Annotated in this window: 22 protein-coding genes and 2 riboswitches; of the genes, 6 read left to right on the forward strand and 16 right to left on the reverse strand. The window is 69.5% G+C overall.

Annotated features, from left to right (window positions below; genetic code table 11):
- Positions 1-53: 53 nt before the first annotated feature.
- The 3 genes from AC0KUR_RS19385 to AC0KUR_RS19395 form a co-directional block, all read right to left on the reverse strand.
- Positions 54-1220, reverse strand: coding sequence for an acyl-CoA dehydrogenase family protein (locus AC0KUR_RS19385; protein WP_059557707.1), 1167 nt, complete (start codon positions 1218-1220; stop codon positions 54-56).
- Positions 1221-1257: 37 nt separating this feature from the next.
- Entirely contained in the window at positions 1258-2559 is a 1302-nt protein-coding gene (locus AC0KUR_RS19390) for a CitMHS family transporter (protein WP_473376313.1), read from the reverse strand.
- A 103-nt stretch (positions 2560-2662) separates the two neighbouring features.
- Positions 2663-3826, reverse strand: coding sequence for a CaiB/BaiF CoA transferase family protein (locus AC0KUR_RS19395; RefSeq protein WP_473376314.1), 1164 nt, complete (start codon positions 3824-3826; stop codon positions 2663-2665).
- A 276-nt stretch (positions 3827-4102) separates the two neighbouring features.
- On the opposite strand from AC0KUR_RS19395, the gene AC0KUR_RS19400 reads away from it, so the two are divergent.
- Positions 4103-4339: a hypothetical protein gene (locus AC0KUR_RS19400; RefSeq protein WP_473376315.1), complete on the forward strand. Its 237-nt coding sequence runs from the start codon at positions 4103-4105 to the stop codon at positions 4337-4339.
- A 142-nt stretch (positions 4340-4481) separates the two neighbouring features.
- On the forward strand, positions 4482-4904 hold the full coding sequence (locus AC0KUR_RS19405; RefSeq protein ID WP_034186902.1) for an NUDIX hydrolase: 423 nt from the start codon (positions 4482-4484) through the stop codon (positions 4902-4904).
- Positions 4905-4925: 21 nt separating this feature from the next.
- Here AC0KUR_RS19405 and AC0KUR_RS19410 read toward each other — a convergent pair whose 3' ends face one another.
- The 7 genes from AC0KUR_RS19410 to cobW form a co-directional block, all read right to left on the reverse strand.
- Complete coding sequence (locus AC0KUR_RS19410; RefSeq protein ID WP_034186903.1) at positions 4926-5252, reverse strand: low molecular weight protein tyrosine phosphatase family protein; 327 nt, start codon at positions 5250-5252, stop codon at positions 4926-4928.
- Positions 5253-5283: 31 nt separating this feature from the next.
- Positions 5284-5856 (reverse strand): DUF1993 domain-containing protein, encoded by a 573-nt coding sequence (locus tag AC0KUR_RS19415; protein WP_034186904.1) that lies wholly within the window; start codon positions 5854-5856, stop codon positions 5284-5286.
- Positions 5857-6033: 177 nt separating this feature from the next.
- Positions 6034-6486, reverse strand: a complete 453-nt coding sequence (locus AC0KUR_RS19420) for a YaiI/YqxD family protein (protein WP_049028295.1) — start codon at positions 6484-6486, stop codon at positions 6034-6036.
- A gap of 37 nt (positions 6487-6523) precedes the next feature.
- The gene (locus AC0KUR_RS19425; RefSeq protein ID WP_200087617.1) at positions 6524-7084 is read right to left on the reverse strand and encodes a vWA domain-containing protein; all 561 of its coding nucleotides are present in this window, start codon (positions 7082-7084) and stop codon (positions 6524-6526) included.
- Positions 7085-7224: 140 nt separating this feature from the next.
- Entirely contained in the window at positions 7225-8301 is a 1077-nt protein-coding gene (locus tag AC0KUR_RS19430) for a magnesium chelatase ATPase subunit I (protein WP_473376316.1), read from the reverse strand.
- On the reverse strand, positions 8298-12107 hold the full coding sequence (gene cobN, locus AC0KUR_RS19435) for a cobaltochelatase subunit CobN (protein ID WP_473376317.1): 3810 nt from the start codon (positions 12105-12107) through the stop codon (positions 8298-8300). The genes AC0KUR_RS19430 and cobN overlap by 4 nt, the downstream gene beginning before the upstream one ends.
- Before the next feature lie 6 nt (positions 12108-12113).
- Positions 12114-13202 (reverse strand): cobalamin biosynthesis protein CobW, encoded by a 1089-nt coding sequence (gene cobW / locus AC0KUR_RS19440; RefSeq protein ID WP_034186908.1) that lies wholly within the window; start codon positions 13200-13202, stop codon positions 12114-12116.
- 329 nt (positions 13203-13531) lie between these two features.
- A riboswitch (cobalamin riboswitch) is annotated at positions 13532-13797 on the reverse strand.
- A 114-nt stretch (positions 13798-13911) separates the two neighbouring features.
- Positions 13912-14147, forward strand: a riboswitch (cobalamin riboswitch).
- Positions 14148-14257: 110 nt separating this feature from the next.
- Here cobW and cobA point away from each other — a divergent pair.
- From cobA to AC0KUR_RS19460, 4 genes are read left to right on the forward strand one after another with little or no spacing between them, the layout of a single operon-like run.
- Complete coding sequence (cobA, locus tag AC0KUR_RS19445; RefSeq protein WP_185732779.1) at positions 14258-15067, forward strand: uroporphyrinogen-III C-methyltransferase; 810 nt, start codon at positions 14258-14260, stop codon at positions 15065-15067.
- The gene (locus tag AC0KUR_RS19450) at positions 15064-15441 is read left to right on the forward strand and encodes a cobalamin biosynthesis protein (RefSeq protein ID WP_034186910.1); all 378 of its coding nucleotides are present in this window, start codon (positions 15064-15066) and stop codon (positions 15439-15441) included. The genes cobA and AC0KUR_RS19450 overlap by 4 nt, the downstream gene beginning before the upstream one ends.
- A 34-nt stretch (positions 15442-15475) precedes the next feature.
- Complete coding sequence (cobO, locus tag AC0KUR_RS19455) at positions 15476-16078, forward strand: cob(I)yrinic acid a,c-diamide adenosyltransferase (RefSeq protein WP_034186911.1); 603 nt, start codon at positions 15476-15478, stop codon at positions 16076-16078.
- Positions 16079-16080: 2 nt separating this feature from the next.
- Entirely contained in the window at positions 16081-17385 is a 1305-nt protein-coding gene (locus tag AC0KUR_RS19460; RefSeq protein ID WP_226253627.1) for a cobyrinate a,c-diamide synthase, read from the forward strand.
- 28 nt (positions 17386-17413) lie between these two features.
- On the opposite strand, the gene bamE is transcribed toward AC0KUR_RS19460, so the two are convergent.
- The 6 genes from bamE to AC0KUR_RS19490 all read right to left on the reverse strand — a co-directional run bounded on the left by bamE (position 17414) and on the right by AC0KUR_RS19490 (position 25353).
- Positions 17414-17953, reverse strand: a complete 540-nt coding sequence (gene bamE, locus AC0KUR_RS19465) for an outer membrane protein assembly factor BamE domain-containing protein (protein WP_034186913.1) — start codon at positions 17951-17953, stop codon at positions 17414-17416.
- Positions 17954-18110: 157 nt separating this feature from the next.
- Positions 18111-19274 carry a M20 aminoacylase family protein gene (locus AC0KUR_RS19470; RefSeq protein ID WP_034186914.1) on the reverse strand — a complete coding sequence of 388 codons (1164 nt, stop codon included), beginning with the start codon at positions 19272-19274 and terminating at the stop codon, positions 18111-18113.
- A gap of 470 nt (positions 19275-19744) precedes the next feature.
- Positions 19745-20761, reverse strand: coding sequence for a GNAT family N-acetyltransferase (locus tag AC0KUR_RS19475; RefSeq protein WP_200087531.1), 1017 nt, complete (start codon positions 20759-20761; stop codon positions 19745-19747).
- On the reverse strand, positions 20761-21600 hold the full coding sequence (locus AC0KUR_RS19480) for a formyl transferase (RefSeq protein ID WP_034187026.1): 840 nt from the start codon (positions 21598-21600) through the stop codon (positions 20761-20763). The genes AC0KUR_RS19475 and AC0KUR_RS19480 overlap by 1 nt, the downstream gene beginning before the upstream one ends.
- An 86-nt stretch (positions 21601-21686) precedes the next feature.
- Positions 21687-23930 carry a TonB-dependent siderophore receptor gene (locus tag AC0KUR_RS19485; protein ID WP_473376356.1) on the reverse strand — a complete coding sequence of 748 codons (2244 nt, stop codon included), beginning with the start codon at positions 23928-23930 and terminating at the stop codon, positions 21687-21689.
- 46 nt (positions 23931-23976) lie between these two features.
- Entirely contained in the window at positions 23977-25353 is a 1377-nt protein-coding gene (locus AC0KUR_RS19490) for a lysine N(6)-hydroxylase/L-ornithine N(5)-oxygenase family protein (RefSeq protein WP_059557730.1), read from the reverse strand.
- Positions 25354-25374 lie beyond the last annotated feature (21 nt).

The raw sequence follows: 25374 nt of genomic DNA on the forward strand, positions 1-25374 counted from the left end.
GACGAGCGCTTGAATCGAAACGGGAAACCGCGCGCCGGGCGAGCCGCCGCGCGTCAGTACGACTTCGGCAGCCCGAGCACCTTCTCCGCGATGTAACACAGGATCAGTTGCGGACTCACGGGCGCGAGCCTCGGAATCATACACTCGCGCAGGTAGCGCTCGACATGGTATTCCTTCGCGTAACCCATCCCGCCGAGCGTCGCGACCGCCGTCTGGCACGCCTGGAACGCCGCTTCCGCGCCGAGGTATTTCGCCGCGTTCGCCTCCGCGCCGCACGACTGCCCCGCGTCGTAGCGCGCCGCGGCCTTCATCACCATCAGCCACGCGGCCTCGAGCTGCATCCACGCCTGCGCGAGCGGATGCTGGATCGACTGGTTCTGCCCGATCGGCCGACCGAACACGACGCGCTCGCACGCATACTGCGTCGCGCGGCGCAGCGCGGCCTGCCCGAGCCCGATCGCCTCCGCCGCGATCAGGATCCGTTCGGGATTCAGCCCGTGCAGCAGGTAGCGGAAGCCGTCGCCTTCGTTGCCGATCAGGTCGTCGCGCGACACGCGCAGGTTGTCGATGAACAGCATGTTCGAATCGACGGCCTTGCGGCCCATCTTCTCGATCTCGCGTACCTCGACATGCGAACGGTCGAGGTCGGTGTAGAACAGGCTCAGCCCGTCGGTCGGCTTCGCGACCTGGTCGAGCGGCGTCGTGCGCGCGATGATCAGCATCTTGTTCGCGACCTGCGCGGTCGAGATCCAGATCTTGCGCCCGCTGAGCACGTAGTGGTCGCCGTCGCGGCGCGCCTGCGTGCTCAGGTGCGTGGTGTCGAGGCCCGCGTCGGGCTCCGTCACCGCGAAGCACGCCTTGTCGCGCCCGGCGATCAGTGGCGGCAGGAAGCGCGCCTTCTGCGCGTCGTTGCCGAACACCTGCACGGGATTCAGCCCGAAGATGTTCATGTGCACGGCCGACGCGCCGGACAGGCCGGCGCCCGATGCGCTGATCGTGCGCATCATCAGCGCGGCCTCGGTCATCCCGAGACCGGCGCCGCCGTGGGCCGGGTCCATCGCGATGCCGAGCCAGCCGGCTTCGGCGAGCGCCGCGTGAAAGTCGGCCGGAAAGCCGCCCGCGCGATCGCGTTCGAGCCAGTAGTCGTCGCCGAAGCGCTCGCAGATTTTCTCGATCGCGCTTTCGATCGCGCGCTGGTCGTCGGTCAGGTCGAACTGCATGGACTGCTCTCCCGGGAAACGTGAACGGCCCGGCCGTTCATAGCGGAAACACGCCCGTCGCGACTGCGGCGAACACCATCAGCACGGTGGCGGCGAACAGGAACGGAATCGTGAATTTCTGGTGCTCGGCGAGCTCGACGCCGGTCAGGCCGACGATCAGGAACGTCGCGGGCGTCAGCGGGCTCACCGGAAAGCCGGTCGTCATCTGGCCGAGCAGCGCGGCCTGCGCCATCTGGATCGGCGGCACGCCGAGCAGCTTGCCGCTCTCCGCGAGCACCGGCAGCACGCCGAAGTAGAACGAATCGGGATCGAACAACAGGCTGAGCGGCATCGACAGCAGCCCGAGTACGAACGGCATGTGGCGCGCATGCTCGACCGGCACGTGCGCGACGACGACCTCGGCCATCGCCTTCAGCATGCCGGTGCCGGACATGATGCCGGTGAATGCGCCGGCCGCGAGCAGCACGCTCGCCATCATCAGCGCGGCCTTCGCGTGCGCGTCGATCCGCTCGCGCTGCGCCTGCACGTCCGGGTAGTTGATCACGAGCGCGGCGACCGTGCCGAGCATGAACAACACCATCGGGTCGACGATGCCCGACACCAGCGTGACGAGCACGACGAGCGTCAGTACGACGTTGATCCCGAAGCGGCCCGGCCGGCGCAACGCGCGTTCGGCGTCGGTCAGCTCGCGCGGCGCGATCGCCAGCGACGCGGCGCCGGCGCGGTCGAGCCCGAGCCGTTTCGCCTCGCGCACGCCGAGCACGTAAGCGGTGCCGAACACGAACGCGAGCCCGACGATCTGCACCGGAATCATTGGCGTGAAGATCGCCGAGCCGGGGATGTGCAGCGCCGCCGAGGCGCGCAGCATCGGCCCGACCCACGGTAGGAAATTGACGCCGGCCGCCATCGACGCGACGCACGCGAGAATCCGCCGGTCCATCCCGAGGCGCGTGTAGAGCAGCATCATCGCCGGCAGCGTGACGAGAAACGTGACGGCGCCCGAGCCGTCGAGGTGGATCAGCAGCGCGAGCAGCGCCGAGCCCATCACGATGCGCGGCGGATGGCAGCCGATCAAGCGCAGTACGCCGGCGATGATCGGGTCGAGCATCCCCGCATCGGTGAGGATTCCGAAAAATAGAATCGCAAAAACGAACATCCCGGCGATCGGGCCGATGTTCTGTACGCCGTGCACGACGAACTTGCCGGTCGTCAATCCGAAGCCGGCCGCGAGCGACGCGGCCACCGGCACGACGATCAGCGCGACGAGCGGCGACAGCCGCTTCGTGATGATCAGGCCGAACAGCGCGACGATGGCGATCGCGCCGATCCATGCAAGCATGATGCGTCTCCTCTTCCGCCGGTACGGCGTCTTCCGTGCGCAAGCCGGCGTGATGTCCGAATGATGGTGTGCCGGCCCGCACGGCCGGCGGCCGTGATGCCGGTCAGTCCCTGCGATCGTCGTGGCGGCCGTCGCGGTCCGCAAACACCTGCGCCGCGTGCTCGTTCAGCGCGGGCGGCGGTCGACGGTACGTCGCCGGCGTGCGACCGAGCTTGATCGGCGACGCGATGCCGCGATGCCGGCCCAGCGTCACCTTCATCTCCCGATGCGCGACATGCGGATGATCGAGCGCCGCATCGAGTCCGAGCACCGGCGCGCACGGCACGCCGCGGCGCATCAGCTGCTCGGCGAGCGCCGCGCCGTCATGTCCGGCCAGCGCCGTTTCGAGCAGCGCACGCAGTGCGGCGCGGTACGCGCTGCGCGCGCGGTTGTCCGCGAAACGCGGATCGTCGAGCCAGCCGCGCGTGCCGAGCACGTCGCACAACGCGGCGAATTGCCCGTTGTTGCCGACCGCCAGGAAAATGTCGACGCTCGCCGTCGGAAAGCTGTCGTACGGCGTGATGTTCGGATGCGCGTTGCCGGTACGTACGGGTGCGTTGCCCGAATGAAAGAAGTTCGGCGTATGCGGATGCAGGATCGACAGCGCGCAGTCGAACAGCGTCGATTCGACGAACTGGCCGCGGCCGCTCGCATCGCGCTCGCGCAGCGCCATCAGCACGCCGAGCGCCGCGTTCAGACCCGTGACGAGATCGACGATCGGCACGCCGACGCGCAGCGGTGCGCCGCCCGCTTCGCCATTGACGCTCATCAGCCCCGCGAGCGCCTGGACGGCCGCGTCGTAGCCGGGCAGCCCGCCCAGCGGCCCGTCCGCGCCGAACCCCGACACGCGACAATGGACGAGGCGCGGAAACCGCGCATGCAGCGCGTCGAAGCCGAGCCCCCAGCGCTCCATCGTGCCGATCTTGAAGTTCTCGACGATGGCGTCCGCGTGTTCGAGCAGGCCCAGCAGCCGCTCGCGGTCGGCCGGCTGCGTCAGGTCGAGCGCAACGCCGAGCTTGTTGCGGTTCACGCCGAGGAAATACGATGCGGTGTCGCCGTCGAACGGCGGCCCCCAGGTACGTGTCTCGTCGCCGGACGGCGGCTCGACCTTGATCACCTCCGCGCCATGGTCGGCGAGGATCTGCGTCGCGTACGGGCCGCCCAGCACCCGCGACAGGTCGATGATGCGCAATCCCGCCAGCGCGCCCTGCTGCTCGTGTTCCGCCATGCGTCCCGCTCCTGGTTCCGGTTGATCGGACTGTCGGCACCGGCGGGCCAATGCCTGCGGCGCGCCCGTCGGACTCGACGAATAATTCTTGTGTGTGAATTTATATTCACACTCAGGAATTTCATTGTCAAGCCCGGATACACCCGGCGTGCCGCGCGGATAACGTGGTCGAGCGCAAGTGGGGACGACACCGAATGCGGGCCGGTTGCGAGGCCGGCCCGCCCTTCGTTAAGCTGGCGGAAACGTTCATCCCGAAAATAGTCAGGCGAAGCATTCATGAAACGGATATGGCTGGCGGCCTTCATGCTGGCGTCGACGCTCGGCGTCGCGCGCGCGCAAACCCAAACTTTCCATTTCGGCGAAGGACAGACGCGCATGCCCGCCGCGGCACCGCAGGCCGGCGCGCCCACGGCCCGGCACGCGCCGTCGCCGCATCACCGGCGCGCCGTTCACAAACGTCGCCACTCGCGCCATGCGAAGCCGACGCGCAACGGCATCTATACGCACGCGTAACGCGGCGCCCGGCGCCATGCACGGAACTGTCACGAACGGCGGGTAACCTCCACGCGGCAGCTTGTACGCCGTCGCGCCCCGTTGCCGGACAACCCGCCGCCGCCGCGCACTTCCCCACGATTCAGTACCTGCTTTGCCGAACATGAGCACCGGGCCGGATACCCTCGCCGTCACCAAGGAACGCGCCACCATCGTGTGCCGTCAGCGCGGCAGCGTGCTGCTGGTCGCCCGCACGGCATCGCGCTGGTCGCTGCCGGGCGGCACGATCCGGCGCGGCGAGACGCCGCTCGAAGCCGCGCGGCGGGAGCTTGCCGAGGAAACGCGGCTGGAAGGGCTCGCGCTCGACTACGCGGTGCAGTTCGGCGGGCTGACGAAGCTCCATCACGTGTTCGTGGCCGAGGTGCCGGCGCACCTGACGCCGCGCGCGAGCAACGAGATCGCCCGCTGCAAGTGGTTCGCCGCCGACCGGCTCGACACGCTCCATGCGAGCGTGCCGACGCGCAAGATCATCGAGCTGCTGCGTCTCGACTGTTTTTCGGCGATCGTCAACGGCCCGCTTCGTTGAGGGCCGTGCTGCGCACGCCGGTCACGCGCGCAGGAACGGCCCGGCCTTGCGCTCGAGCAGCGCGACGAGTTCGGGCTGCATGAAAGCGTAGCGGTCGGGAATCTCGAGGCAGACGATCTGCTTGCCCTTCAGATGCGCACCGAACAGCGTGGACAGCCTTGCCTTGTGCGCGCGCTCCATCACGAACACGATGTCGGCCCAGTCGAGCTGCTCGGCGGACAGGCGGGTGTCGGCATCGGGCGCGAGGCCCGCGGAGTCGGTTTCGATGCCCGGCCATGCGGCGAACACCGTTTCGGCCGTCGGGCTGCGCAGCCGGTTGCGGCTGCAGATGAACAGTGTCCGTGTCATGTCGCTTCGCGCTTGGCCGCGGGCGGCCCGCTTACCCTTGCGGAATGGTGTCCGGCCGCACGTACGCGAGCATGTGCGGCACGTAGTCGGCCTTGCCGAGATCGACGCCGTGATGGCGCAGGATCGCGTACGCGGCGATCGCGTGGAAGTAGAACTGCGGCAGCGCCCAGTCGCGCGCGTATTGTTCGCCCGTCATGTCGAACGCGATCCCGTTCGGCAGTTCGAGCGCGATCGGCCGCGCGGCGCCCCCATCGAGCGCATCTGGCGCGAGTTCGCCGAGAAATGCGAGCGTGCCGGCGATGATCGACTGCGCGTCGCCCGGCGAACCCGGCTGCGCATCCGCGTTCCATCCCGCTTCACGCAACGACAGCAACGCAGCCGGCAACGCTTCGCCGCGCAGCCGGTAGACGGGTTCCATCGCCTGGAAACACGAGAAGCGCACCTGGGCGGCGAGCGGGTACATGTCGGGCGCGAGCTTCAACGTCGTCACCGCGTCGGGTTCGATCCCCGCGGCCTGCCGGTGCGCGACGGCCTTGTCGAGCCATGCGGACTGCGCGCGCAGCATCTGGGTGAAGGTCGGAACGAGAAGTTGGGTCGGTGACACGCGTGCGCTCCTGTATTGTGGTTTGCGTCACGATAGCAGCGTCGGCGCAACCCTGCATCCTGGACAGGCGCGATGCGCGCGCACCGCTGCGCATCGGCGGACGATTCATACACCACGTGTGCGCGCTTCGGTTCCATCTGCACATACGCGGCAACGCGTGCCTGTCGACATGCAGCCTTACGGCTTGCCCTGCCGCGCCAGGAACCGGTCGAGCTGCGACGCAAACGCCTTGCCGTCGCGCGCGCTGAACGGCGCCGGCCCGCCCGTGTCGATGCCCGCGCTGCGCAACTGGTCCATCATCGCGCGCGTCGACAGGCGCTCCTCGATGTTCTCGCGGCTGAACCAGTTGCCGCGCGGGTCGAGCGCATGCGCGCCCTTGTCGAGGACGGCCGCGGCCAGCGGGATGTCGGCCGTGATCACGAGGTCGCCGGCTTCCGCCAGCTCGACGATGCGCGCATCGGCCACGTCGAAGCCGGCCGGCACCTGGACGGCCTTGATGAACGGCGACGGCGGTGTGCGCAGGAACTGGTTCGCGACCAGCGTCACGCTGATTTCGGCACGACGCGCGGCGCGAAACAGCATGTCCTTGATGACGGCGGGACACGCGTCGGCATCGACCAGTACTTGCATGGCGGGGTTTTCCGGTAAGCATGAGCAGAAGCGGCGATCATAGCGCACCGCCGGCCGGCCCTCGGCGCGCGAGATCCGTGCGAAGCGCGTCGGCCGTCAGCCACTGCGCGCCCCAGGCGGCGGCGAGCCGCGCGCCCTGCCCGATCCGCACGGCCGCATCGTCGAAGTCGACGAACACGACGTGGTCGGCCGACGCGGGTTTCGGCGGCGTTTCGCGCGTGCGTCCGTCGGACAGCACCCACAGCCAGCGCTGCTTGCCGGGCTCGCGCCGTGCGTCGCGCGCGAGCAGCTGCGCGGCCGCGGCGATGCCGTCCGCGAGCGGCGTGCCGCCGCCGCCGTCGACCGGTTCGAGCCAGCGTGCGTTCCACCAGCGCGGGACGGCCGGGCCGAAACGCCGGGCAGCGCCTTGACCGCCGAAGCAGATCAGCGCGGTTTCGACCCGATCGCGCGCGGCCCGATCGAAATACGCGACGATCAGGCCCTTCGCGAGCGCGAGCCGGTCGTTCGACAGCATCGACGCCGAACAGTCGAGCACGAAGCAATGCAGTGCATGCGGCGTCCCTGCGCGTTTCCGGAACCGCACATGTTCGTGAAGCAGCGGGCCGCCACGTTTCGCGGCGAGCGTCGCCGGCCACGCAACGGTCGTGCCCGCGCGGGCCGTGCCCGGTACGTGCGCGGCCGCGCCTGACTGCCATCGAGGACCGCGAACGGCGTTCGCGGCGGCGCCGGCTCGATGGCTCAGCGTTTTTTTAGCGGCAGCGGCACCACGCCTTTCACTTCGCGCAGGCCGGCCGGCTCGGGCGGCAGATAACCCCAGTCGCTCTGCGCGGCGGATGCCCCGCCTCGCGTCTCGTCCTGCCGGTTGTCGTCCCGCTGGCGCGCATCCAGCGGGGAACGTTCGTCGTGTTCGCCGCCGTGTTGCGACGACCCGTGCGACGGCGGCGTATCCGCATGGCGCCGGTGCCGCAGCACCGCTTGCGCCACACGCTCGACATGCGACACCGTCACCGCGTCGGCCTGCTCCAGCGCAGCCAGCGCGCGCGCGGCGCGCAGCATCACGAGGTCGGCGCGCAACCCGTCGACGGCCGCGTCGATGCACAGCGCGCTGACGCGCGCATGGACTGCATCGTCGAAATCCAGCGTCGCCAGCCGCGCGCGCGCCGCATGGATCCGGTCGCCGAGTTCACGCTGGACGGGCGCATGACGTGCACGAAATGCGTCCGGGTCGAGATCGAACGCGAGTCGCGCCTTCACGATCCGTTCGCGCTGCGCGGCGTCGAAACAGTTCTCCAGTTCGACCATCAGCCCGAAGCGGTCGAGCAGTTGCGGGCGCAGTTCCCCCTCTTCCGGATTCATCGTGCCGACCAGCACGAAGCGCGCGTCGTGCGCGTGCGACACGCCGTCGCGCTCCACGATGTTCACGCCGCTCGCGGCGACGTCCAGCAACGTATCGACGAGCCCGTCGGCGAGCAGGTTCACTTCGTCGACATACAGCACGCCGAGGTGCGCGCGTGCGAGCAATCCAGGCCGGAAGCGCACGCCGTTTCCGGCCAGCGCATGCGCGAGATCGAGCGTGCCCGTCACCTGCTCGTCGCTCGCCGACAGCGGCAGCGTGACGAACTGCCCTTCCGGCAGCAGTTCCGCGAGGCCGCGTGCGGCGGTCGATTTCGCGGTGCCGCGCGGGCCGCTCACGAGCACGCCGCCGAGCGACGGGTCGATCGCGGCGAGCAGCAGCGCCTGCTGCAGCGCGTCCTGCGCGACGAGCGCCGCAAACGGAAAGACCGCGCGGGCGCGGTGCGTCGTCGGATCGGTCATCGCCGTCCCCCTTCCTGAAGTTGTTCGCTCGCGAGCCAGACCGCTTCGATCCGCTCGCGATAGTCGCCCGGCTGCTGCCACAGGCCGCGCTGCATCGCCTCGACGAAGCGTTCGCAGATGCCGTGCAGCGCCTTCGGGTTGTGCCGTTCGAGAAATGCGCGGGTGGCGTCGTCGAACAGGTACGCGTCGGCGACGAGCGCGTACTGGTGGTCGGACAGCACGCGCGCGGTCGCGTCATAACCGTACAGGTAGTCGACGGTCGCGGCCATCTCGGCCGCGCCCTTGTAGCCGTGACGCTTCACGCCGTCGAGCCATTTCGGGTTGACGACGCGCGAGCGGATCACGCGCGCGATTTCCTCGCGCAGCGTGCGCATCGTCGGCGCGACCGGGTTCGCATGGTCGCCGTGGTAGATGCTCGGCTGCTGCCCGGACAAGTGCCGCACGGCCGCCGTCATCCCGCCCTGGAACTGGTAGTAGTCGTTCGAATCGAGGATGTCGTGCTCGCGGCTGTCCTGGTTCTGCACGACGACGTCGATCGTCGCGAGCCGCTCGCCGAAGACGTCGGCCGCCGCGTCGCCGGCACTGTTCTGCGCATACGCGTGGCCGCCCCACTGGCGATACGCATCGGCGAGATCGGCGTCGGTCTGCCAGCGGCGCTGGTCGATCAGGTCCTGCAAGCCCGCGCCGTAGCTGCCCGGCCGTGCGCCGAACACGCGCCAGCCGGCGCGGCGCCGCGCTTCGTCGGGCGTCACCCCTTGCGCGATCCATTTCGCGCGCTCGCGCTCGACGCGCGTGCGGATCGGGTTCAGTTCCTCGGGCTCGTCGAGCGCGGCGACGGCCTGCACGGCCGCGTCGAACAGGTGCATCAGGTTCGGGAACGCGTCGCGGAAGAAGCCGGACACGCGCAGCGTCACGTCGATGCGCGGCCGGTCGAAGATCTCGATCGGCAGGATCTCGAAGTCGGTCACGCGATGGCTGCCGTGCGCCCATTTCGGCCGGACGCCGAGCAGCGCGAATGCCTGCGCGATGTCGTCGCCGCCCGTGCGCATCGTCGCCGTGCCCCATACCGACAGGCCGATCGCGCGCGGATAGTCGCCGTGATCCTGCAGATGGCGCTCGATCAGTTGCTGCGCGGATTTCAGGCCGAGCGACCACGCGGCCTGCGTCGGCACCGCCCGCGTGTCGACCGAGTAGAAGTTGCGTCCGGTGGGCAGCACGTCGGGGCGGCCGCGCGACGGCGAACCGCTCGGCCCCGGCGGCACGAAACGGCCGTCGAGCCCGCGCAGCAGCTGGCGCATTTCCTCGCCGCCGCACGCGTCGAGCGCGGGCAGCAGCGTCGCGCGAACGCGCCCGAGCACCGCGAGCGTGTGGGGCCATTCGCCGGGCGGCGTCGCGTCGGCACCCGTGTTTCCGCCGTCGGCCGCGCACAGCCCGTCCAGCCATTGTTGCGCGAGCCATTCGAGGCGCTCGCGCGTATCGCCCGCGTGGCGCCACGGCGATGCGTCGAGCGCCTGCAGGATCGCCGGGCGTGGGCCGACCCACGGCGCGGCCCAGTCCGCCGACAGCGGATCGAAGTCGTCGCCGAGCGCGAGATCGCGCGCCAGCGCGCCGATCAGCCCCGCCCGCGCGCCCTTGCCATCGCCGACCGGAAAACGCGCGAGCGCGAGCAGCGTGTCGCGGCGCTGGCGAGCGGCCGGCGATGCGCCGAACACGTGCAGCCCGTCGCGAATCTGCGCTTCCTTCAGTTCGCACAGCCACGCGTCGACGCGCGTGAGCAGCGCATCCTCGTCGCCCGCATCGCGCGGCGGCGACACGCTCAGCTCGTCGTGCAGGCGATGCTCGGCGATCGTCGCGAGGATCGTCTTGCGCAGCAGCTTCGCGCGCCGCGCGTCGACCATCAGCGCTTCGTAGTATTCGTCGACCTGCCGCTCGAGATCCTGCAGCGGTCCGTAGTTTTCCGCGCGCGTGAGCGGCGGCATCAAGTGATCGATAATCACGGCCTGCGCGCGGCGCTTCGCCTGGCTGCCCTCGCCCGGATCGTTGACGATGAACGGATAGAGATGCGGCAACGGCCCGAGCGTCAGGTCGGGCCAGCACGCGTCGGACAACGCGACGCTCTTGCCCGGCAGCCATTCGAGGTTGCCGTGCTTGCCGAGGTGGATGACCGCGTCGATGCGATACGCATCGCGCAGCCAGAAATAGAACGCGAGATACGCGTGCGGCGGCACGAGATCCGCATCGTGATAGCTCGCGTAGTCGTTCTCGCCGCGCGAACGCGACGGCTGGATGCCGACGAACACGTTGCCGGCGCGCCAGCCGGCGATCGTGAAACGTCCATGGCGCAGCGTCGGGTCGGCTTCGGGCGGCCCCCAGCGCTGGTTCAGCGCGTCGCGCACGGCGGCCGGCAGCCGCGCGAAGCGCGCGATGTAGTCGGCCAGCGGGAAGCTCTGGAACGCGGGTCGCAATGCATGCACGGCCGCGTCGTTGGTCACGCCTTCGGTGAGGCGCGCGATCAGCGCGTCTCCATCGGGCGGCAGGTCGGCCAGCGTGTAGCCCGCGTCGCGCAGCGCCGCGAGCACGCGCAGCGCGGATGCCGGCGTGTCGAGCCCCACGCCGTTGCCGATCCGCCCTTCGCTTTGCGGGTAGTTCGCGAGAATCAGCGCAATGCGCTTGTCGGCGTTGTCGAGCGTGCGCAGCCGGCACCAGCCGCGCGCGAGCGCCGCGACGAACGCGATCCGCTCGGCGTCCGGCTGATAGCGCACGACGTCGACCTCGGTATGCGGGCAGCGATACGCGAGCCCCTTGAAGCTCACCGCACGCGTGACGATGCGCCCGTCGACTTCGGGCAGCGCGATATGCATCGCGATGTCGCGCGCATGCAGGCCCTGGTTGTCGGCCACCCACGCGTCGCGGTTGCCGCCGGACAGGATCACCTGCAGCACCGGTGCGTCGCCGGCGAGCACGTCGTGTTCGGGGCTGTCGATCGCGCCGGCCGCGAACGCGGTCGTGTTCAATACGAGCGCGACGCCGTGCGTGTCGCAAAGTTGCGTGATGACTTCGCGGCTCACCGCATCCTTCAGCGACGTCACCGCGATCGGCAACGGATTCAGCCCCTCGGCGATCAGTGCGTCGGCCAGCGCGTCGAACACGGCCGTGTTCGCGGCCTGCCAGTGCGCGCGATAGAACAGGATCGCGACGACGGGCGCGCCGGGCGTCCAGCGCGGCCGCCAGTCGTCGACGCTCGCGCGGTCGCGCGCCGGGTGATACAGCGCGGCGGCCGGCAGCGGGCGCGGCGGCTCGGGTTCGGCGCCGAAACCGAGCGTATGGAACGCGATGCTGCGCAGCAGCGCGTCGGCATTGTGCACGCCGCCCTCGCGCAGATAGCGCCACCACAGCCGGCACAGCGCCGGCGTGACGGTGCTCTTCGCGACGAGGTTCGGATCTTCCTGCAGGTCGCCCGAGAACATCGCGAGCTGCTGCCCGCGCTTCGACGCGAGCGACACGGCCTGCTCGATCCCGTACGGCCAGTACGCTTCGCCGCCGAGATGATCGATCACGACCGTCTTCGCATGACGCAGCACGTCATCGACGTAGAAATCGACGGACGCCGGCTGCCGCAGGAACGTGACGTTCGCGAGCCGCACGCTCGGGAACCCGGCCGGCAACCGCGGCACGACACTCGCGAGCAGCGACAGCGTCGTGTCGGCCGAACTCAGGATCACGATGTCGGCCGGCTGCTGGTCGATCCGGACGACGCCCTGCGTATCGTCGACGAAGCCGCCCGGCGTGGTGCGCAGCAGATGCATCGTGCGTTACGCCTGTTGCGGCTCGGCCGCGCACGCGGCGTCGAACGCGCGTTGCAGCGCGGCCGCGTCGAGATCCTCGCCGATCAGCACGAAGCGGCTCGCGCGCGTTTCGCCGTCCTGCCAGCGTCGGTCGAAATAGCTGTCGAAGCGGCGGCCGACGCCCTGGATCACGAGCCGCATCGGCGCGCCGGGCAGCGCGGCGAACCCTTTCGCGCGGTAGATCGTGTGCGCTTCGACCACGCGCTGCAGCGCGGCGATCGTCGCCTCGCGCGTGCCGGCGTCGCCGGACACGACCACCGAGTCGAAATCGTCGTGATGGTGATCGTGATCACCGTCGTCGGCCGAGCCGTGATGATCGTGACGCAGGTGGATCGTTTCTTCCGATGCCGATTCGAGGCCGAGCAGCATCGCGAGATCGAGCTCGCCGCGCGTCGCGCGAACGATCTTCACCTGCGGCGGGATCTCGTCGCGGATCGCGGTTTCGATCCGGGCGAATTCCGCGTCGCCGACCAGATCGGCCTTGTTCACGATCACCAGATCGGCCGACGACAGCTGATCGGCGAACAGTTCGTGCAGCGGCGATTCGTGGTCGAGATTCGGATCGGCGCGGCGCTGCGCGTCGACGGCCTGCGGGTTTTCCGCGAACTGGCCGCTCGCGGCGGCCGGCCCGTCGACCACGGTCACGACCGCGTCGACCGTGAAGCTGTTGCGGATCGTCGGCCAGTTGAACGCCTGCACGAGCGGCTTCGGCAGCGCGAGGCCCGATGTCTCGATCAGCACGTGGTCGATGTCCGCGCGCCGTTCGACGAGCGCCTCCATCACCGGGTAGAACTCTTCCTGCACGGTGCAGCACAGGCAGCCGTTCGCGAGTTCGTACAGCTGGCCCGACGCTTCGCCCTGCGCGCCGTCGGCGTCCTCGCAGCCGATGCCGCAGCCCTTGAGGATCTCGCCGTCGATGCCGAGCTCGCCGAATTCGTTGACGATCACCGCGATGCGGCGGCCCGCGGCGTGCTGCAGGATGTGGCGCATCAGCGTCGTCTTGCCGCTGCCGAGAAAGCCCGTGACGATCGTGACGGGAAGCTTGCGTAGGGTCATGGTAGGTCCGGTGTCGAAGAGGGAATCAGGACGGGATCGTCGCGTTGGCGGCGGCGAGGCCATTCATCGGGCGACGCGCAGGCAGACCGCCGCGCGATCCGCGCGAACAACCGCGCGACGGGCGGAACAACGAATCGGACATGGTGCTTCCTTGCGAACGGTCGACATCGTGAATGCCAACACGGCTGCCGCCGGCCCTGCCCGCGCCGCCTGCCGTTCGCCGTCCCGGCCCGGCGCGTTCGCGCGGGGGGCAGATCGGCGGAGGAAGCGGAACACCCCGGGCGTCGGGCCTGCTGCGGCCGTGGACGATGCGCCGCCTCCCCGCGGCGCTGAACCCCAACGTTTAGGCCGGTATCCGGGCTGGCGAACACGCCGCTTCGCCTTCCCGGATGCGCGCGGCATCCAGTGGCGGTCGTCCGCCTGCTCGCGGCAGGCGGCGAAGCGGCGCTGCATCGCGCTCGCGCGCGACACGTTCGCTTACCGTTGCGAGGGCAGCACAGGTTGGCTCGACTGCGGTGCAGGCAGGCTCCCTGTTTCCCGTTTAACTGCGCGCGCCGGAGCGGCACGCGCGAGCACCAAAACGCGTGCGAGTGTAGGCGGCGGGGCCGGGAGCGTCAAGGCGGCACGGGGCGCCGGACTGCGTTGCGCACCGCCGGCGCACCGTGCCGGAGGCCGGCCGTGGCCGGTTCGCGCGGGCGAACCGCTGTGCTATCGTATGCGCCGCGTTCGGTGCTCGCATGCGCATTCCGCGCATGCAGTTAAACGGGAAACAGGAGGCGGACGACCGCCCGGCCTGTGCTGTCCCCGCAACGGTACGCCGCCCGCGCGACGCGCTCCCCGCGCACGCGCCCAGGCCGCCCGCGATGCCACTGCCCTTCAGCGGGCGGGAAGGCTGCGGCCTGGCAAGCGGCCAGCCCGGATACCGGCCGACGCAAGGGGCGAGCCCGATGCTCGCCGAACGCCCGATCCGCGGGGGACGGATGGGGTGCGCATTCCGCCCGCGTCCGCGCGGGCTTCGTCCGATCCGTCATGCACTGCCTGCCCGCCGGCCGCCGATGTGCCGCCCGCCTGTTCCTTTCCACTGTTTCGACACGGTGCGTGCCGTGCCGCGTGCGATGAGCCGCGCGTGGCTCATCGGCGCCGGCCCCGGCGACGCCGACCTGCTGACGCTCAAGGCCGTGCGTGCGATCGGCGCGGCCGACGTGCTGCTCGTCGACGATCTCGTGAATCCCGACGTGCTGCGCCATGCACGCGCCGACGCGCAGGTCGAGCACGTCGGCAAGCGCGGCGGCCATGCGTCGACGCCGCAGGAAGCGATCGTCGCCGCGATGCTCGCGCACTTGCGGGCGGGCCGCAGCGTCGCGCGGCTCAAGGGCGGCGATCCGTTCGTGTTCGGCCGCGGCGGCGAGGAACTGGCCGCGCTGGGCGCGGCGGGTTTTGCGGTCGAGATCGTGAACGGCATCACCGCAGGCATTGCCGCGCCGGCCGCGCTCGGCATCCCGGTCACGCAGCGCGGCGCCGCACAGGGCGTGATCTTCGTCACGGGCCACGGCGCGGGCGCCGACGAGCCCGACTGGCGCGCGCTGGCGGCCACGCGCATGACGATCGTGATCTACATGGGCATCCGCCGGCTCGACGCGATCACCGCCGCGCTGCGCGGCGGCGGCCTGCCCGGCGATACGCCGTGCGCGGCGATCGAGCATGCGACCCGCCCCGAGCAGCGGCAGGTCCTCGCGACGCTCGACACGCTCGTCGAACGCGTCGGCGCAACCGGCATCGGTTCACCGGCCATCGTCGTGATCGGCCGCGTCGCGGCGCTTGCCGACGACCCGGCCGTGCGTGCGGCGCTCGGCGGCCGCGCATGATGCGCGTCGCGCTCGGCATCGGTTTTCGCGCGGGCGTCACGGCCGCGCAGCTCGATGCCGCGATCCGGGCGGCGCTGGCGCGTTACCCGGCCGCCGAACCGGCGCTCGTCGCGACGCTCGCCGACAAGGCGTGTGCGCGGGCGCTGCGCGTGCTGTGCGCGCGCCGCGGCTGGCCGCTCGTCGCGTTCGACGCGGCGCAGCTGGCGAGCCGTCCCGAACTGGCCGCGAGCGGCCCGTCGGACGCCGCGCTGGCGCGCTTCGGGGTGGCGGGCGTGGCCGAACCCTGCGCGCAGCTCGCGGCGCCGCATGGCCGGCTGCTGGGCCCCAAATCCATCCGGGACGGCGTGACGGTTGCCCTCGCCGGCCCGCTCTGAACCCTTTGTTTCGCTTTCGACAGGACGATTTCCGATGAAGACCGATGCCGAATCCCATCAGCGGATGACCGAACGCCGCCGCGCCGGCCACGAGAAGAAGCAGGCCGCCGCCACCCTGGAAAAGGGCCTGCTGATCGTCAATACCGGCAACGGCAAGGGCAAGAGCACGGCCGCGTTCGGCATGGCCGTGCGCGTGCTCGGCCACGGCATGCGGCTCGGTGTCGTGCAGTTCATCAAGGGCGCGCTGCATACGTCCGAGCGCGACTTTCTCGGCGCGGTCGCGGAGTGCGATTTCGTGACGATGGGCGACGGCTATACGTGGAACACGCAGAACCGCGACGCCGATATCGCGACCGCGCGCAAGGGCTGGGACGAGGCGCGCCGGATGATCGAGAGCGGCGACTACCGGATGGTGATCCTCGACGAGCTGAACACCGTGCTGAAGTATGAATACCTGCCGCTCGACGAAGTGCTCGCGACGCTCGCCGCACGTCCCGCTTCGGTGCACGTCGTCGTGACGGGGCGGCACGCGCCCGATGCGCTGATCGACGCGGCCGATCTCGTCACCGAAATGCGGCTCGTCAAGCACCCGTACAAGGAGCAAGGCGTGAAGGCGCAGCGCGGCGTGGAGTTCTGAGCGTGCCGGCCTGCCCCGCGCTGTTCGTCAGCGCACCCGCGTCGGGCCAGGGCAAGACGTCGGTGACGGCCGGTCTTGCACGGCTGCACCGCCGGCTGGGCCGCCGCGTACGCGTGTTCAAGACCGGGCCCGACTTTCTCGATCCGATGCTGCTCGAGCGCGCGAGCGGCGCGCCCGTGCATGCGCTCGATCTCGGGATGGTCGGCGAAACCGGCTGCCGCGCGCTGCTCGCCGATGCCGCGCGCGACGCGGATCTGATCCTGATCGAAGGCGTGATGGGGCTGTTCGACGGCACGCCGAGCAGCGCCGATCTCGCGGCCGCGTTCGGCGTCCCGGTCGTCGCGGTGATTTCGGCGAAGGCGATGGCGCAGACATTCGCGGCGATCGCGTTCGGGCTCGCCCGGTTCAGGCCGGCACTGCCGTTTCACGGCGTGCTGGCAAACCGCGTCGGCTCCGCGCGGCATGCGGAACTGCTGCAACAGGCGCTGCCCGGCGACCTCCGCTGGCTCGGACACGTGCCGGCCGATGCGGGCATCACGCTGCCGGAGCGGCATCTCGGCCTGCATCAACCGGCCGACATCGACGATCTCGATGCGCGGCTCGAGCGCGCGGCCGACGTGCTCGCGCGGACGGCGCTCGCCGAATTGCCGCCGGCCGTCGCGTTCGCGGCACCGGACGCCGCGGTGCCGCTGCCGCGCGCGCTTGCGGGCAAGCGGATCGCCGTCGCACGCGATGCGGCGTTCTCGTTCATCTATCCGGCGAACCTCGCGCTGCTGGATGCGCTCGGTGCGGCGGTGCGGTTCTTCTCGCCACTCGCCGACGAACCGGTGCCCGACGATTGCGACGCGCTGTTCCTGCCGGGCGGTTATCCGGAACTGCATGCGGCGACGCTCGCGGCGAATGCCGGGACCGCGCGGACGATTCGCACGCACGCGGCGGCCGGCCGGCCGATCGTCGCGGAATGCGGAGGGATGGTGTACCTGTGCGAATCGCTGACCGACGTGGACGGCGTGACGACGCCGATGCTGGGCGTGTTGCCGGGTCATGCGACGATGCAGCGCCGGTTCGCGGCGCTCGGCATGCAGCAACTCGAGACGCGCAACGGGCCGATGCGCGGCCATACGTTCCACTATTCGCGGTTCGCGACGCCGCTGGTGCCGGTCGCGAGCGCCGCGCGCCCCGACGGCGCGCCGGGCAGCGGCGAAGCCGTCTACCGCAGCGGCGCGATCGTCGCGACGTACATGCACATGTATTGGCCGTCGAATCCGGAGATGGCGGCGGCCCTGTTCGGCGGCACGGCATTCTGACGGAACAGCCTGCGTGCGTGCCGCGACGTCAGGGCTTTTCGCGCCCCGGCGCCTCCGAGCGCGACGTCCGGATCACGGTGCCGTCGGGCGAGAAATGCGCGTTGAACATCGCGTCGCCCGATACGCCGCCCTCGGCCCAGTGCCAGCTCCACACCTCTTCATGGCTCAACGCGTATTGCGCGACTTCGGTCGGTTTGCCGAGCAGTTGCCGCACGTCGTCCTTCGACATGCCGGGCACGACCTTCGCGATGTTGGCCGCGGTCAGCGCCTGCGTGATCGACACGAGCCGGCCGTCCGGCCCGAAATCGAGCATGTAGGTACGCGTGCCGTACGGGCCGCGCGGATACTCGAAGCGCTGCGAGCCATCGTCGCCCTGCCTGACCATCTCGGGCTTGCCCGCCTGGCGGAGCACGTCCTCGGTCGTCGAGACACCCGGCTGCAGTTTGCCGAACGCGAGCGGGTCGGGCTTGATCGAATTCACCGCGTCCGCCACCTTCTGGTCGTCACACCCGGCCGCCAGAACGCCCACCGCACAGGCCGTCAGCACGGTCAGAAGCTGTTTTCGCATGTCATTCACACCTGTATTCATCGAGCCAATCCGGCGTCGCGCGCAGCGTAGCACGCGACCTGTCCCGCCGATGTCAAGGAGCGTCAAATCCGAGCACATCCGTCGCGGCCGGAAAAGCTCATGCGAGCCCGGCAACGACGACGTTCGCGAAACCGCGTCACACCAGAAACGCCTCGGCCAGCTTGACCCAGTACGACGCGCCGGTCGGCAGCGCCGCGTCGTTGAAGTCGTAGCCCGGGTTGTGCACCATGCAGCCGCCCTCCCCGTCGCCGTTGCCGATGATCAGGTAGCAGCCCGGCCGCTTTTCGAGCAGGAACGCGAAATCCTCGCTGCCGGTGAGCGGCACCATCCCGTCGATCAGGTTTGCATCGCCGACCCACTCGCGCGCCACGCCGCGCGCGAACGCCGTCATTTCCGCGTCGTTGACGAGCACCGGGTAGCGGCGCTGGTAGTCGATCGTCGCGGTCGCGCCGAACACGGCGGCCTGCGCGTGGACGACTTCCTTGATGCGCGTTTCGAGCAGGTCGCGCACGTCGGGTTTCAGCGCGCGCACCGACAGGCGCATCTGCGCGCGATCGGGAATCACGTTCGGCGCGTCGCCTGCGTGAATCGCGCCGACCGTGACGATCGCCATGTCGAGCGGCGATACGTTGCGCGACACGATCGTCTGCAGCGCCAGCACGATCTGCGCGCACACGACGACGGGATCGATCGCCTTGTGCGGCACCGCGCCGTGGCCGCCGCGGCCTTGCACGTCGATGACGACGGTATCCGACGACGCCATGAACGGCCCCGGCAGGAAACCGAATTGGCCGGTGGGGAAGCCCGGCATGTTGTGCATCGCGAAGATCGCATCGCACGGGAACTGCTCGAACAGCCCTTCGTCGAGCATCTTCTTCGCGCCGCCGAGCCCTTCCTCGGCCGGCTGGAAAATCAGGTTCAGCGTGCCCGAGAAACGGCGCTCGCGGGCGAGATGCTTCGCGGCCGCGAGCAGCATCGCCGTGTGGCCGTCGTGGCCGCACGCATGCATCTTGCCGGCGATCGTGCTCTGGTACGGCAGCCCGGTCGCCTCGTGGATCGGCAGCGCGTCCATGTCGGCGCGCAGGCCGAGGCGCCGCGCGCCATCGCCCACCTTCAACTGCCCGACGACGCCGGTTCCGCCGAGCCCGCGATGCACCGTATAACCCCACGACTGCAACTGCTCCGCGACGAGGTCGCTCGTCGCGAATTCCTCGAAACCCAGTTCGGGGTGGGCATGAATGCGGTGCCGGATCTGGATCATTTCGTCGGCCAGGCCTGCGGGGATCACGCTGTGCGTCACGGTGTCGTCTCCTGAAGTACGGTGCGGAACATGCAGGCAACGATAGTCGATTCGACGGCAACCGGACAGACGGAAAGTCGTCGCGGTGGCAACCTGGAGTTGCCGGATGCGGGCACGACTCGCGCCGCAGGGGCCCGACCATCTGGACGACTGCCCGGCGTGCCGTCGACACGCAAAACTGCGCGCTTCACATCGATGGTTCGTATGAGAGGAAAGCGTGGCCGCTCATGTAGAGAAAATAGTGCCTTTACATCAAAGGCTTGCGAAATCCTGTTCACTTTTCGACGCTTGTACGTTTTTTGTGTGCGCTGATGCAAAAGTGAACAAGCGATCCTTCCTGATGCGCAAGAACACCACGCTCCCGAGGTCGAAACAGCACCTTCTCGACGAAGCCTGCCCTGCGTTCGGCCGCGCAACCCGGCGCTTCGATGCGCGGCCCGTGCGCGTGCCGACGCCGCGCGCCCGCGCCGTCACGGCAAGCGGAAAGTGTCAAAGAACGTATCGCGCTCGATCACCGTGAGCGCCGCGCGCTTGTGCGGGAAATCGAATTCCTTCAGCGTGTAGAACCCGAGCCGGTGCATGTACGCGATGTGCCGCACGTGATCGACGCGCGGCTCGCCGACGAGCCGCTGCGTGCGCGGTTCGTCGACGAACATGTAGTGCAGCACCCCGCTCCACCACGCATGCAGCTTGCCGGCGCTCTGGAAGCGCGAGTCGCCGATCAGCAGGTGCAAGCCGCGGTCGTAGTCGTGCGCGTCGTAGAACGGCGCGAGGCGGTCCTCCTTCGCCCAGTAGAACTCGAAATAGCCGAACGGCGTATCGTCGAAATAACCGATCATCGGGTGCATGTGCGGATCGGCGAGCCGCTCGGCAAGGTAGGCCGCGTGCTCGTCGCGCGTGCCGCGCTGGTCCCAGAAATGCGCGACCCGATCGAGGTTCATCCAGCCGCTGAACAGGTCCGCATGCGCGTCGACGTCGACGGTGCGCAGGCTGAAGGTCATCCCGACCTGCGGCATGTAGCGCGCATAGATCTCGCCGGCCGGCGACGGCGGGCGCACCGGATGCCGGTGGCCGTTCGTGATCGCGTAGCGCAGCGGCATCCCGCCCGACGCGGGCGCCTTCAGCCACGGCCGCGGGTTCTGCCAGAACGTCGTGCGCGACACGGCGAGCCGCAGCGTGTCGCCCACGACCTGCGCGCCGTCGATCACGCCCTCGCGCACCGCGCGCGCGACGTACGACTCGACGGCTGCCGCCTCCGCGCCGGCGAGCGGCACCGAAATCGTCGCGATGTCGTACCGCGTGTCGGTGTTGAACAGCGCGACGAACGCCGCGAGCAGCTCGTCCGGCGCACCGTCGGGCCGCCAGGCGTCGAGCGTGTGCTCGACGACCTCCACGGCCTGCCCCTGCGCGGCGCCGTCGAGCGCGGCAGCCACCTCGCCTGCGACGGCGTCGGCGGCACCGGCCGGTTTCGTCAGCGTGTCTTCCATCACAGTACTCCCGCGTCGTGGCGGTCGGCGAGGACATGCAGCCCCCGCTCGAGCGCCGGGAACAGGCTGCGCTGGAAGTTGTTCCAGCGCAGTTCGAGAATCGTGTCGTCCGGCGCGATCGGCGTGTCGAGCACGTCGCAGATCACCTCGCCGGAATCGATGCCATTGTCGACGTAGTGAAACGACGCGCCCGTCATCGTCACGGGCTCGACGGACGACGTCGTGCCGCTCGCCCAGTCGACCCGTTCGCCGCGCGCGCCGTGCAGCGCATCGAGCGTCGCCCACGCGCCGCGCCGCTGGTACGGCGAATCGTCGGCCGTGATGCCGGGGTGGATGTTCGCGATGCGCCGGTGAAAGCGCGCGCCCGGCCGCACGAGCTCGTCGAGAATCACGAGCAGCCCGTCGAGCACGACGATGTCGGCGTCGAGGTCGAGCAGGCGCTCGAGCAGGCGGCGCTCGAACGCCTGTTTGCCGGCCACGCGCTCGCGCGCGTCGCGCGGCAGCCGCCGGTACGTCGACGGAATCGCGCTGAACAGCGCGTCGACCGGCGTGCCCTGCACCGTCAACCCCTCCGGCAGGATCCACGGGCGGCCCGGCGTGCGCGCGAAGCCGTAGTCGGCCACTTTCGCGCGGTCGGCCGGCGAGCCTTCGTCGTCGTCGACGATCACGCCCTTGAGCGTGTAGCGCTCGCCGAGCGGCGAATCGTTCAGGCGTTCGACGAGGAATTCGAGCGGCGCCTTCATGTAGCGCGTGCCGCCCCGATAAGCGACCGGCTGGCCGGCGCGATCGGCCGCGCCGTTGCGCAGCGACTGGATGTAGACGAGATTTTTTTTCGGCATGGATGCGTCGAGGAAAAGCGGACGAAGGCGCCGCGGCCCGCCCGCGCCGGCCGCGAAGGCCGGCCGGCGGGCCGCGGCGCGCAACGTCACCAGTTGTATTTCGCGGTCGCGATCACCGTGCGGTCGGTTCCGAACACGCAGACGTTGTACGACTGGCAACCGCTGATGTAATGGCGGTTGAACAGGTTCGTCCCGTTCACGGCGAAGCGCCAGTTACGCACGTCGTAATGCAGCCCCGCGTCGAACAGCGTGACGCTCGACACCGTCAGCGAGTTGTCCGCCGCACCGGCCGACGCGCTCTGGTAGCGGATGCCGCCGCCGAGGCCGAAGCCCGCGAGCGGCCCCGTGTGCCACGTCCAGTCGGTCCACAGCGACGCCATCTGGCGCGGCCGCGGAATGTCGACCGGCCAGTTGTTCAGCGACACGTCGTTGGCCTGCACGTTCTTCACGTCCTGGTAGACGTACGACGCGATCACCGACAGATTCGACGTGACCTTGCCGGTCGCGCTCAGCTCGATCCCGCGCGAACGCACTTCGCCCGTCTGTACCGACTTCGTGCCGGTCGGGTCCTGGCTCGGCAACGCCGACGTGAGCACGTTGGTCTGGTTGATCTGGTAGATCGCCGCGTTCAGCATCAGGTTCTTGCCGGGCGGCTGCCAGCGCAGGCCGGCCTCGATCTGCTTGCCGCGCGTCGGCTGCGGCAGCCCGCCGCCGAGCAGGTTCACGCCGATCAGCGGGTTGAACGACGTCGCATAGCTCACGTACGGCGACAGCCCGTAATCGCCCTGGTACGTGAGGCCGACGCGGCCGGTAAACGCCGTGACGTCCGCCTTCGTCGACGTGCCGCCCGCGCGGTCGTCCATCCGCATGTTGACCCAGTCCTCGCGGCCGCCGAGCGTCAGCGTCCAGCGGTTCCACTTGATCTGGTCCTGCGCGTACAGGCCGAACGTGTTCATCGTCGTGTACGTGTTCGTACGGAACGTGGTGTCCGGATTCGAGAACACCGACAGCGTGACCGGCGTGTAGACCGGGTTGTAGATGTTCAGCGGCGACGCGGCGGCGAGCCATTCGCTGTCGGTCGCGGTCTGGCGGTTGTACTGGAAGCCGAGCAGCAGCGTGTGCTGGAGCGGGCCCGTTGCAAACCGGCCTTCCAGGTTGTTGTCGATGTCGAAGCGGCTGTAGTTCATCTGGAACACGCCGGCCCAGCGCGACACGTCGGTCGTGCTGCCGTCGACGAAGCCGTTGCCGAACACCGAGCCGTTGTCGAGCGACAGGTGCATCAGGCGCGTGTTCTGGCGGAACGTCCACGCCGGCGTCAGGTTTCGTTCGAACTGGTAGCCGACCGACCACTGCTTCTTGCGGTAGTAGTTGAAGTTCGGGTCGCCTTCGTAGACGTCCTTGTTGATTTGCCCGTTCGGGTTCGGCAGCACCGTGCCCACCGCCGGGACGAAGTTCGACGAGATGTCGCCCCAGTCCTGCAGGTACGTCGCGGACAGCGTCAGCGACGTATCCGCGTCCGGGCGCCAGCGGAACGACGGCGCGAGCGAGACGCGCTGGTCGTTGTTCGGACCGGTCAGCGCGTTGCCGTCGCGCGCGACGCCGACGAACCGGTACGCGTACTTGCCGTCCGGGTCGAGCTTGTCGCCGACGTCGATCATGAACTGCTTGCGCGCGTAGTTGCCGATCTGCACCCCGGCCTCGCGCACGCGCTCGCCGTCGGCGAGCTTGGTCTGCACGTCGATGATCGCGCCCGGGTCGCCCGCGCCGTACAGCACCGAGGTCGGCCCGCGCAGCACGCTGATGCTGTCGATCATGTACGGATCGACACGCCAGCTGGCGAGGTTGATCGTGTTCGGCACCTGCAGGCCGTTCACGTAGGCCGTCGGCGTAAAGCCGCGCAGCGCCGCATACCAGTCCGAACGGTTGTCCGAACCGTACGACGAGAAGCCCGGCACGTAGCGCAGCGCCGCGTTCACGTCGGTCGCGCCGGTCATCTCGATCTGCTGCGCGGTGACGACGTTGATCGTCTGCGGGATCTCGTTGATCGGCGTGTCGGTCTTGGTACCGGACCGGCTGCGCTTCGCGACGAGCCCGACCGTGCCGTCGCCGGCCGAGGCCGCGTTGACGGTGATCGCCGGCAGCGTGCCGTTCTGCGCGCTGGTCGACGAACCGGCCGCCGCGCCGTTCTGTGCACTGCTGGCCGACGCCGCGACGCCCGCGTCCACGGCCGGCGCCGTCTGGGCGTATGCGTGCCCTGCCGCCGCCGTACCGAACGCCACGCTCGCCGCGGCTGCGATCGCACGCAAACGCGTGCCTGTTGCCCACTCCATCTTTCTCTGCTCCACTTTTTTCATGCGGTCTCCGACCGCGCCTTTGTCAAAGAGCGAAAGCCATCCGGCCCGCGCTCACCCCGTTTTCCGGTCGTTTTTCGTGCATTGCCCGGGCCGCGCCTTCGTCATGGGCGGGCGCGATCCCGTCTTCGAGCGACGCGCAGATTTCGTCCGCGCGGCGCGCCAGTACCGACAGCAGCGTGTCGGACAATCCGTGGCTGTCTTCGCAGCAGCCTTGCAGGTAGATGCGCGGCGCGAAGTCCGCGGGCGTCGCGAGCAGGTAATCGCGCGTGACGTCGCCGCGCGTGAGCGCATCGCCGAGGTGCGGCGCCAGCCCTTCGAGCAAGGCCGAGTGCGTGTCGCGGCGGTAGCCGGTCGCGAGCACAAGCGCGTCGAAGCGCTCGACGCGGGTGGCGCCGCTCAACCGGTCGCGCAGCGTCAGCTCGATGCGGCCGTCGGCCGTGCGCACCGCGGCCTCGATCGCGCTGTTCGCAAGCAATGCATGGCGCGGCGTGCCGTCGATGCGCTGCAGGTACAGCATTTCGTAGATCTGCTCGATCAGCGGCCGGTCGACCACCGCGTAGTTGGTGTCGCGGTAGCGCTCGAGCAATGCGCGGCGCGCGTCGTGCGGCTGCGCATAGACGACGTCGGTGAACTCGGGGCTGAAGATCTCGTTGACGAACGGGCTGTCGTCGGCCGGCTTCAGCGCGCCGGCACGCATCACGAGGCTCGCGTCGACATGCGGGAAGCGGCGCGCGAGATCGATGAACACCTCGGCCGCGCTCTGCCCCGCGCCGATCACCGCGACGCGGCGGCGCTCGCCGTCGGGCGATGCGACGAGCCGGTCGATGTCGGTCAGGTACGACGACGAATGGATCACGCGGTCGCGGCCGAGCGCGGCGAACGCGTCCGGAATCGCGGGCGTGCCGCCGACGCCGACCGACAGCGCGCGCGTGACGCGCTGGCGCTCGTGGCCCGCCGCGTCGCGCGACAGCACGCGCAGCGCGTCGATCTTCGCGCCATCGCCACGTACCGGCTCGATCGCCAGCACGGTCTCGCTGTAGTGCACGCGGTCGTCGAATGCGTCGGCGACCCAGCTCAGGTAGTCGTGGAATTCGACGCGGGTCGGATAGAAGTTCTTCAGGTTGACGAATTCGTTCAGCCGGCCGCGCTCGAACAGGTAGTTGATGAACGTGTAGCGGCTTTTCGGATCGCGCATCGTGACGAGATCCTTCAGAAACGAAATCTGCATCCGGCAGTCGTCGAGCAGCATCCCGCGATGCCAGCCGAATTCCGGCTGGCGCTCGACGAAGCAATGGGCGAACGTGCGCGCGCCGCTGCGCTCCGCGAGGCGCACGGCCAGCGCCAGATTCGACGGCCCGAAGCCGACGCCGATCAGGTCGAATACGGTTTCTCTCTGCATGTCTCAGCTCCCTTGTCGGTG

Source organism: Burkholderia sp. YHN3-13 (genome assembly GCF_055810675.1).

Bases quoted from the DNA above. Each gene is read 5' to 3' on its own strand.
- AC0KUR_RS19395 (WP_473376314.1), bottom strand. From the start codon at position 3,826: ATGGCGGAACACGAGCAGCAGGGCGCGCTGGCGGGATTGCGCATCATC.
- AC0KUR_RS19490 (WP_059557730.1), bottom strand. From the start codon at position 25,353: ATGCAGAGAGAAACCGTATTCGACCTGATCGGCGTCGGCTTCGGGCCG.
- cobA (WP_185732779.1), top strand. From the start codon at position 14,258: ATGTGCCGCCCGCCTGTTCCTTTCCACTGTTTCGACACGGTGCGTGCC.
- bamE (WP_034186913.1), bottom strand. From the start codon at position 17,953: ATGCGAAAACAGCTTCTGACCGTGCTGACGGCCTGTGCGGTGGGCGTT.
- AC0KUR_RS19390 (WP_473376313.1), bottom strand. From the start codon at position 2,559: ATGCTTGCATGGATCGGCGCGATCGCCATCGTCGCGCTGTTCGGCCTG.
- AC0KUR_RS19400 (WP_473376315.1), top strand. From the start codon at position 4,103: ATGAAACGGATATGGCTGGCGGCCTTCATGCTGGCGTCGACGCTCGGC.
- cobW (WP_034186908.1), bottom strand. From the start codon at position 13,202: ATGACCCTACGCAAGCTTCCCGTCACGATCGTCACGGGCTTTCTCGGC.
- cobO (WP_034186911.1), top strand. From the start codon at position 15,476: ATGAAGACCGATGCCGAATCCCATCAGCGGATGACCGAACGCCGCCGC.
- AC0KUR_RS19420 (WP_049028295.1), bottom strand. From the start codon at position 6,486: ATGCAAGTACTGGTCGATGCCGACGCGTGTCCCGCCGTCATCAAGGAC.
- cobN (WP_473376317.1), bottom strand. From the start codon at position 12,107: ATGCATCTGCTGCGCACCACGCCGGGCGGCTTCGTCGACGATACGCAG.
- AC0KUR_RS19480 (WP_034187026.1), bottom strand. From the start codon at position 21,600: ATGCCGAAAAAAAATCTCGTCTACATCCAGTCGCTGCGCAACGGCGCG.
- AC0KUR_RS19450 (WP_034186910.1), top strand. From the start codon at position 15,064: ATGATGCGCGTCGCGCTCGGCATCGGTTTTCGCGCGGGCGTCACGGCC.
- AC0KUR_RS19410 (WP_034186903.1), bottom strand. From the start codon at position 5,252: ATGACACGGACACTGTTCATCTGCAGCCGCAACCGGCTGCGCAGCCCG.
- AC0KUR_RS19475 (WP_200087531.1), bottom strand. From the start codon at position 20,761: ATGGAAGACACGCTGACGAAACCGGCCGGTGCCGCCGACGCCGTCGCA.
- AC0KUR_RS19385 (WP_059557707.1), bottom strand. From the start codon at position 1,220: ATGCAGTTCGACCTGACCGACGACCAGCGCGCGATCGAAAGCGCGATC.
- AC0KUR_RS19485 (WP_473376356.1), bottom strand. From the start codon at position 23,930: ATGGAGTGGGCAACAGGCACGCGTTTGCGTGCGATCGCAGCCGCGGCG.
- AC0KUR_RS19405 (WP_034186902.1), top strand. From the start codon at position 4,482: ATGAGCACCGGGCCGGATACCCTCGCCGTCACCAAGGAACGCGCCACC.
- AC0KUR_RS19430 (WP_473376316.1), bottom strand. From the start codon at position 8,301: ATGACCGATCCGACGACGCACCGCGCCCGCGCGGTCTTTCCGTTTGCG.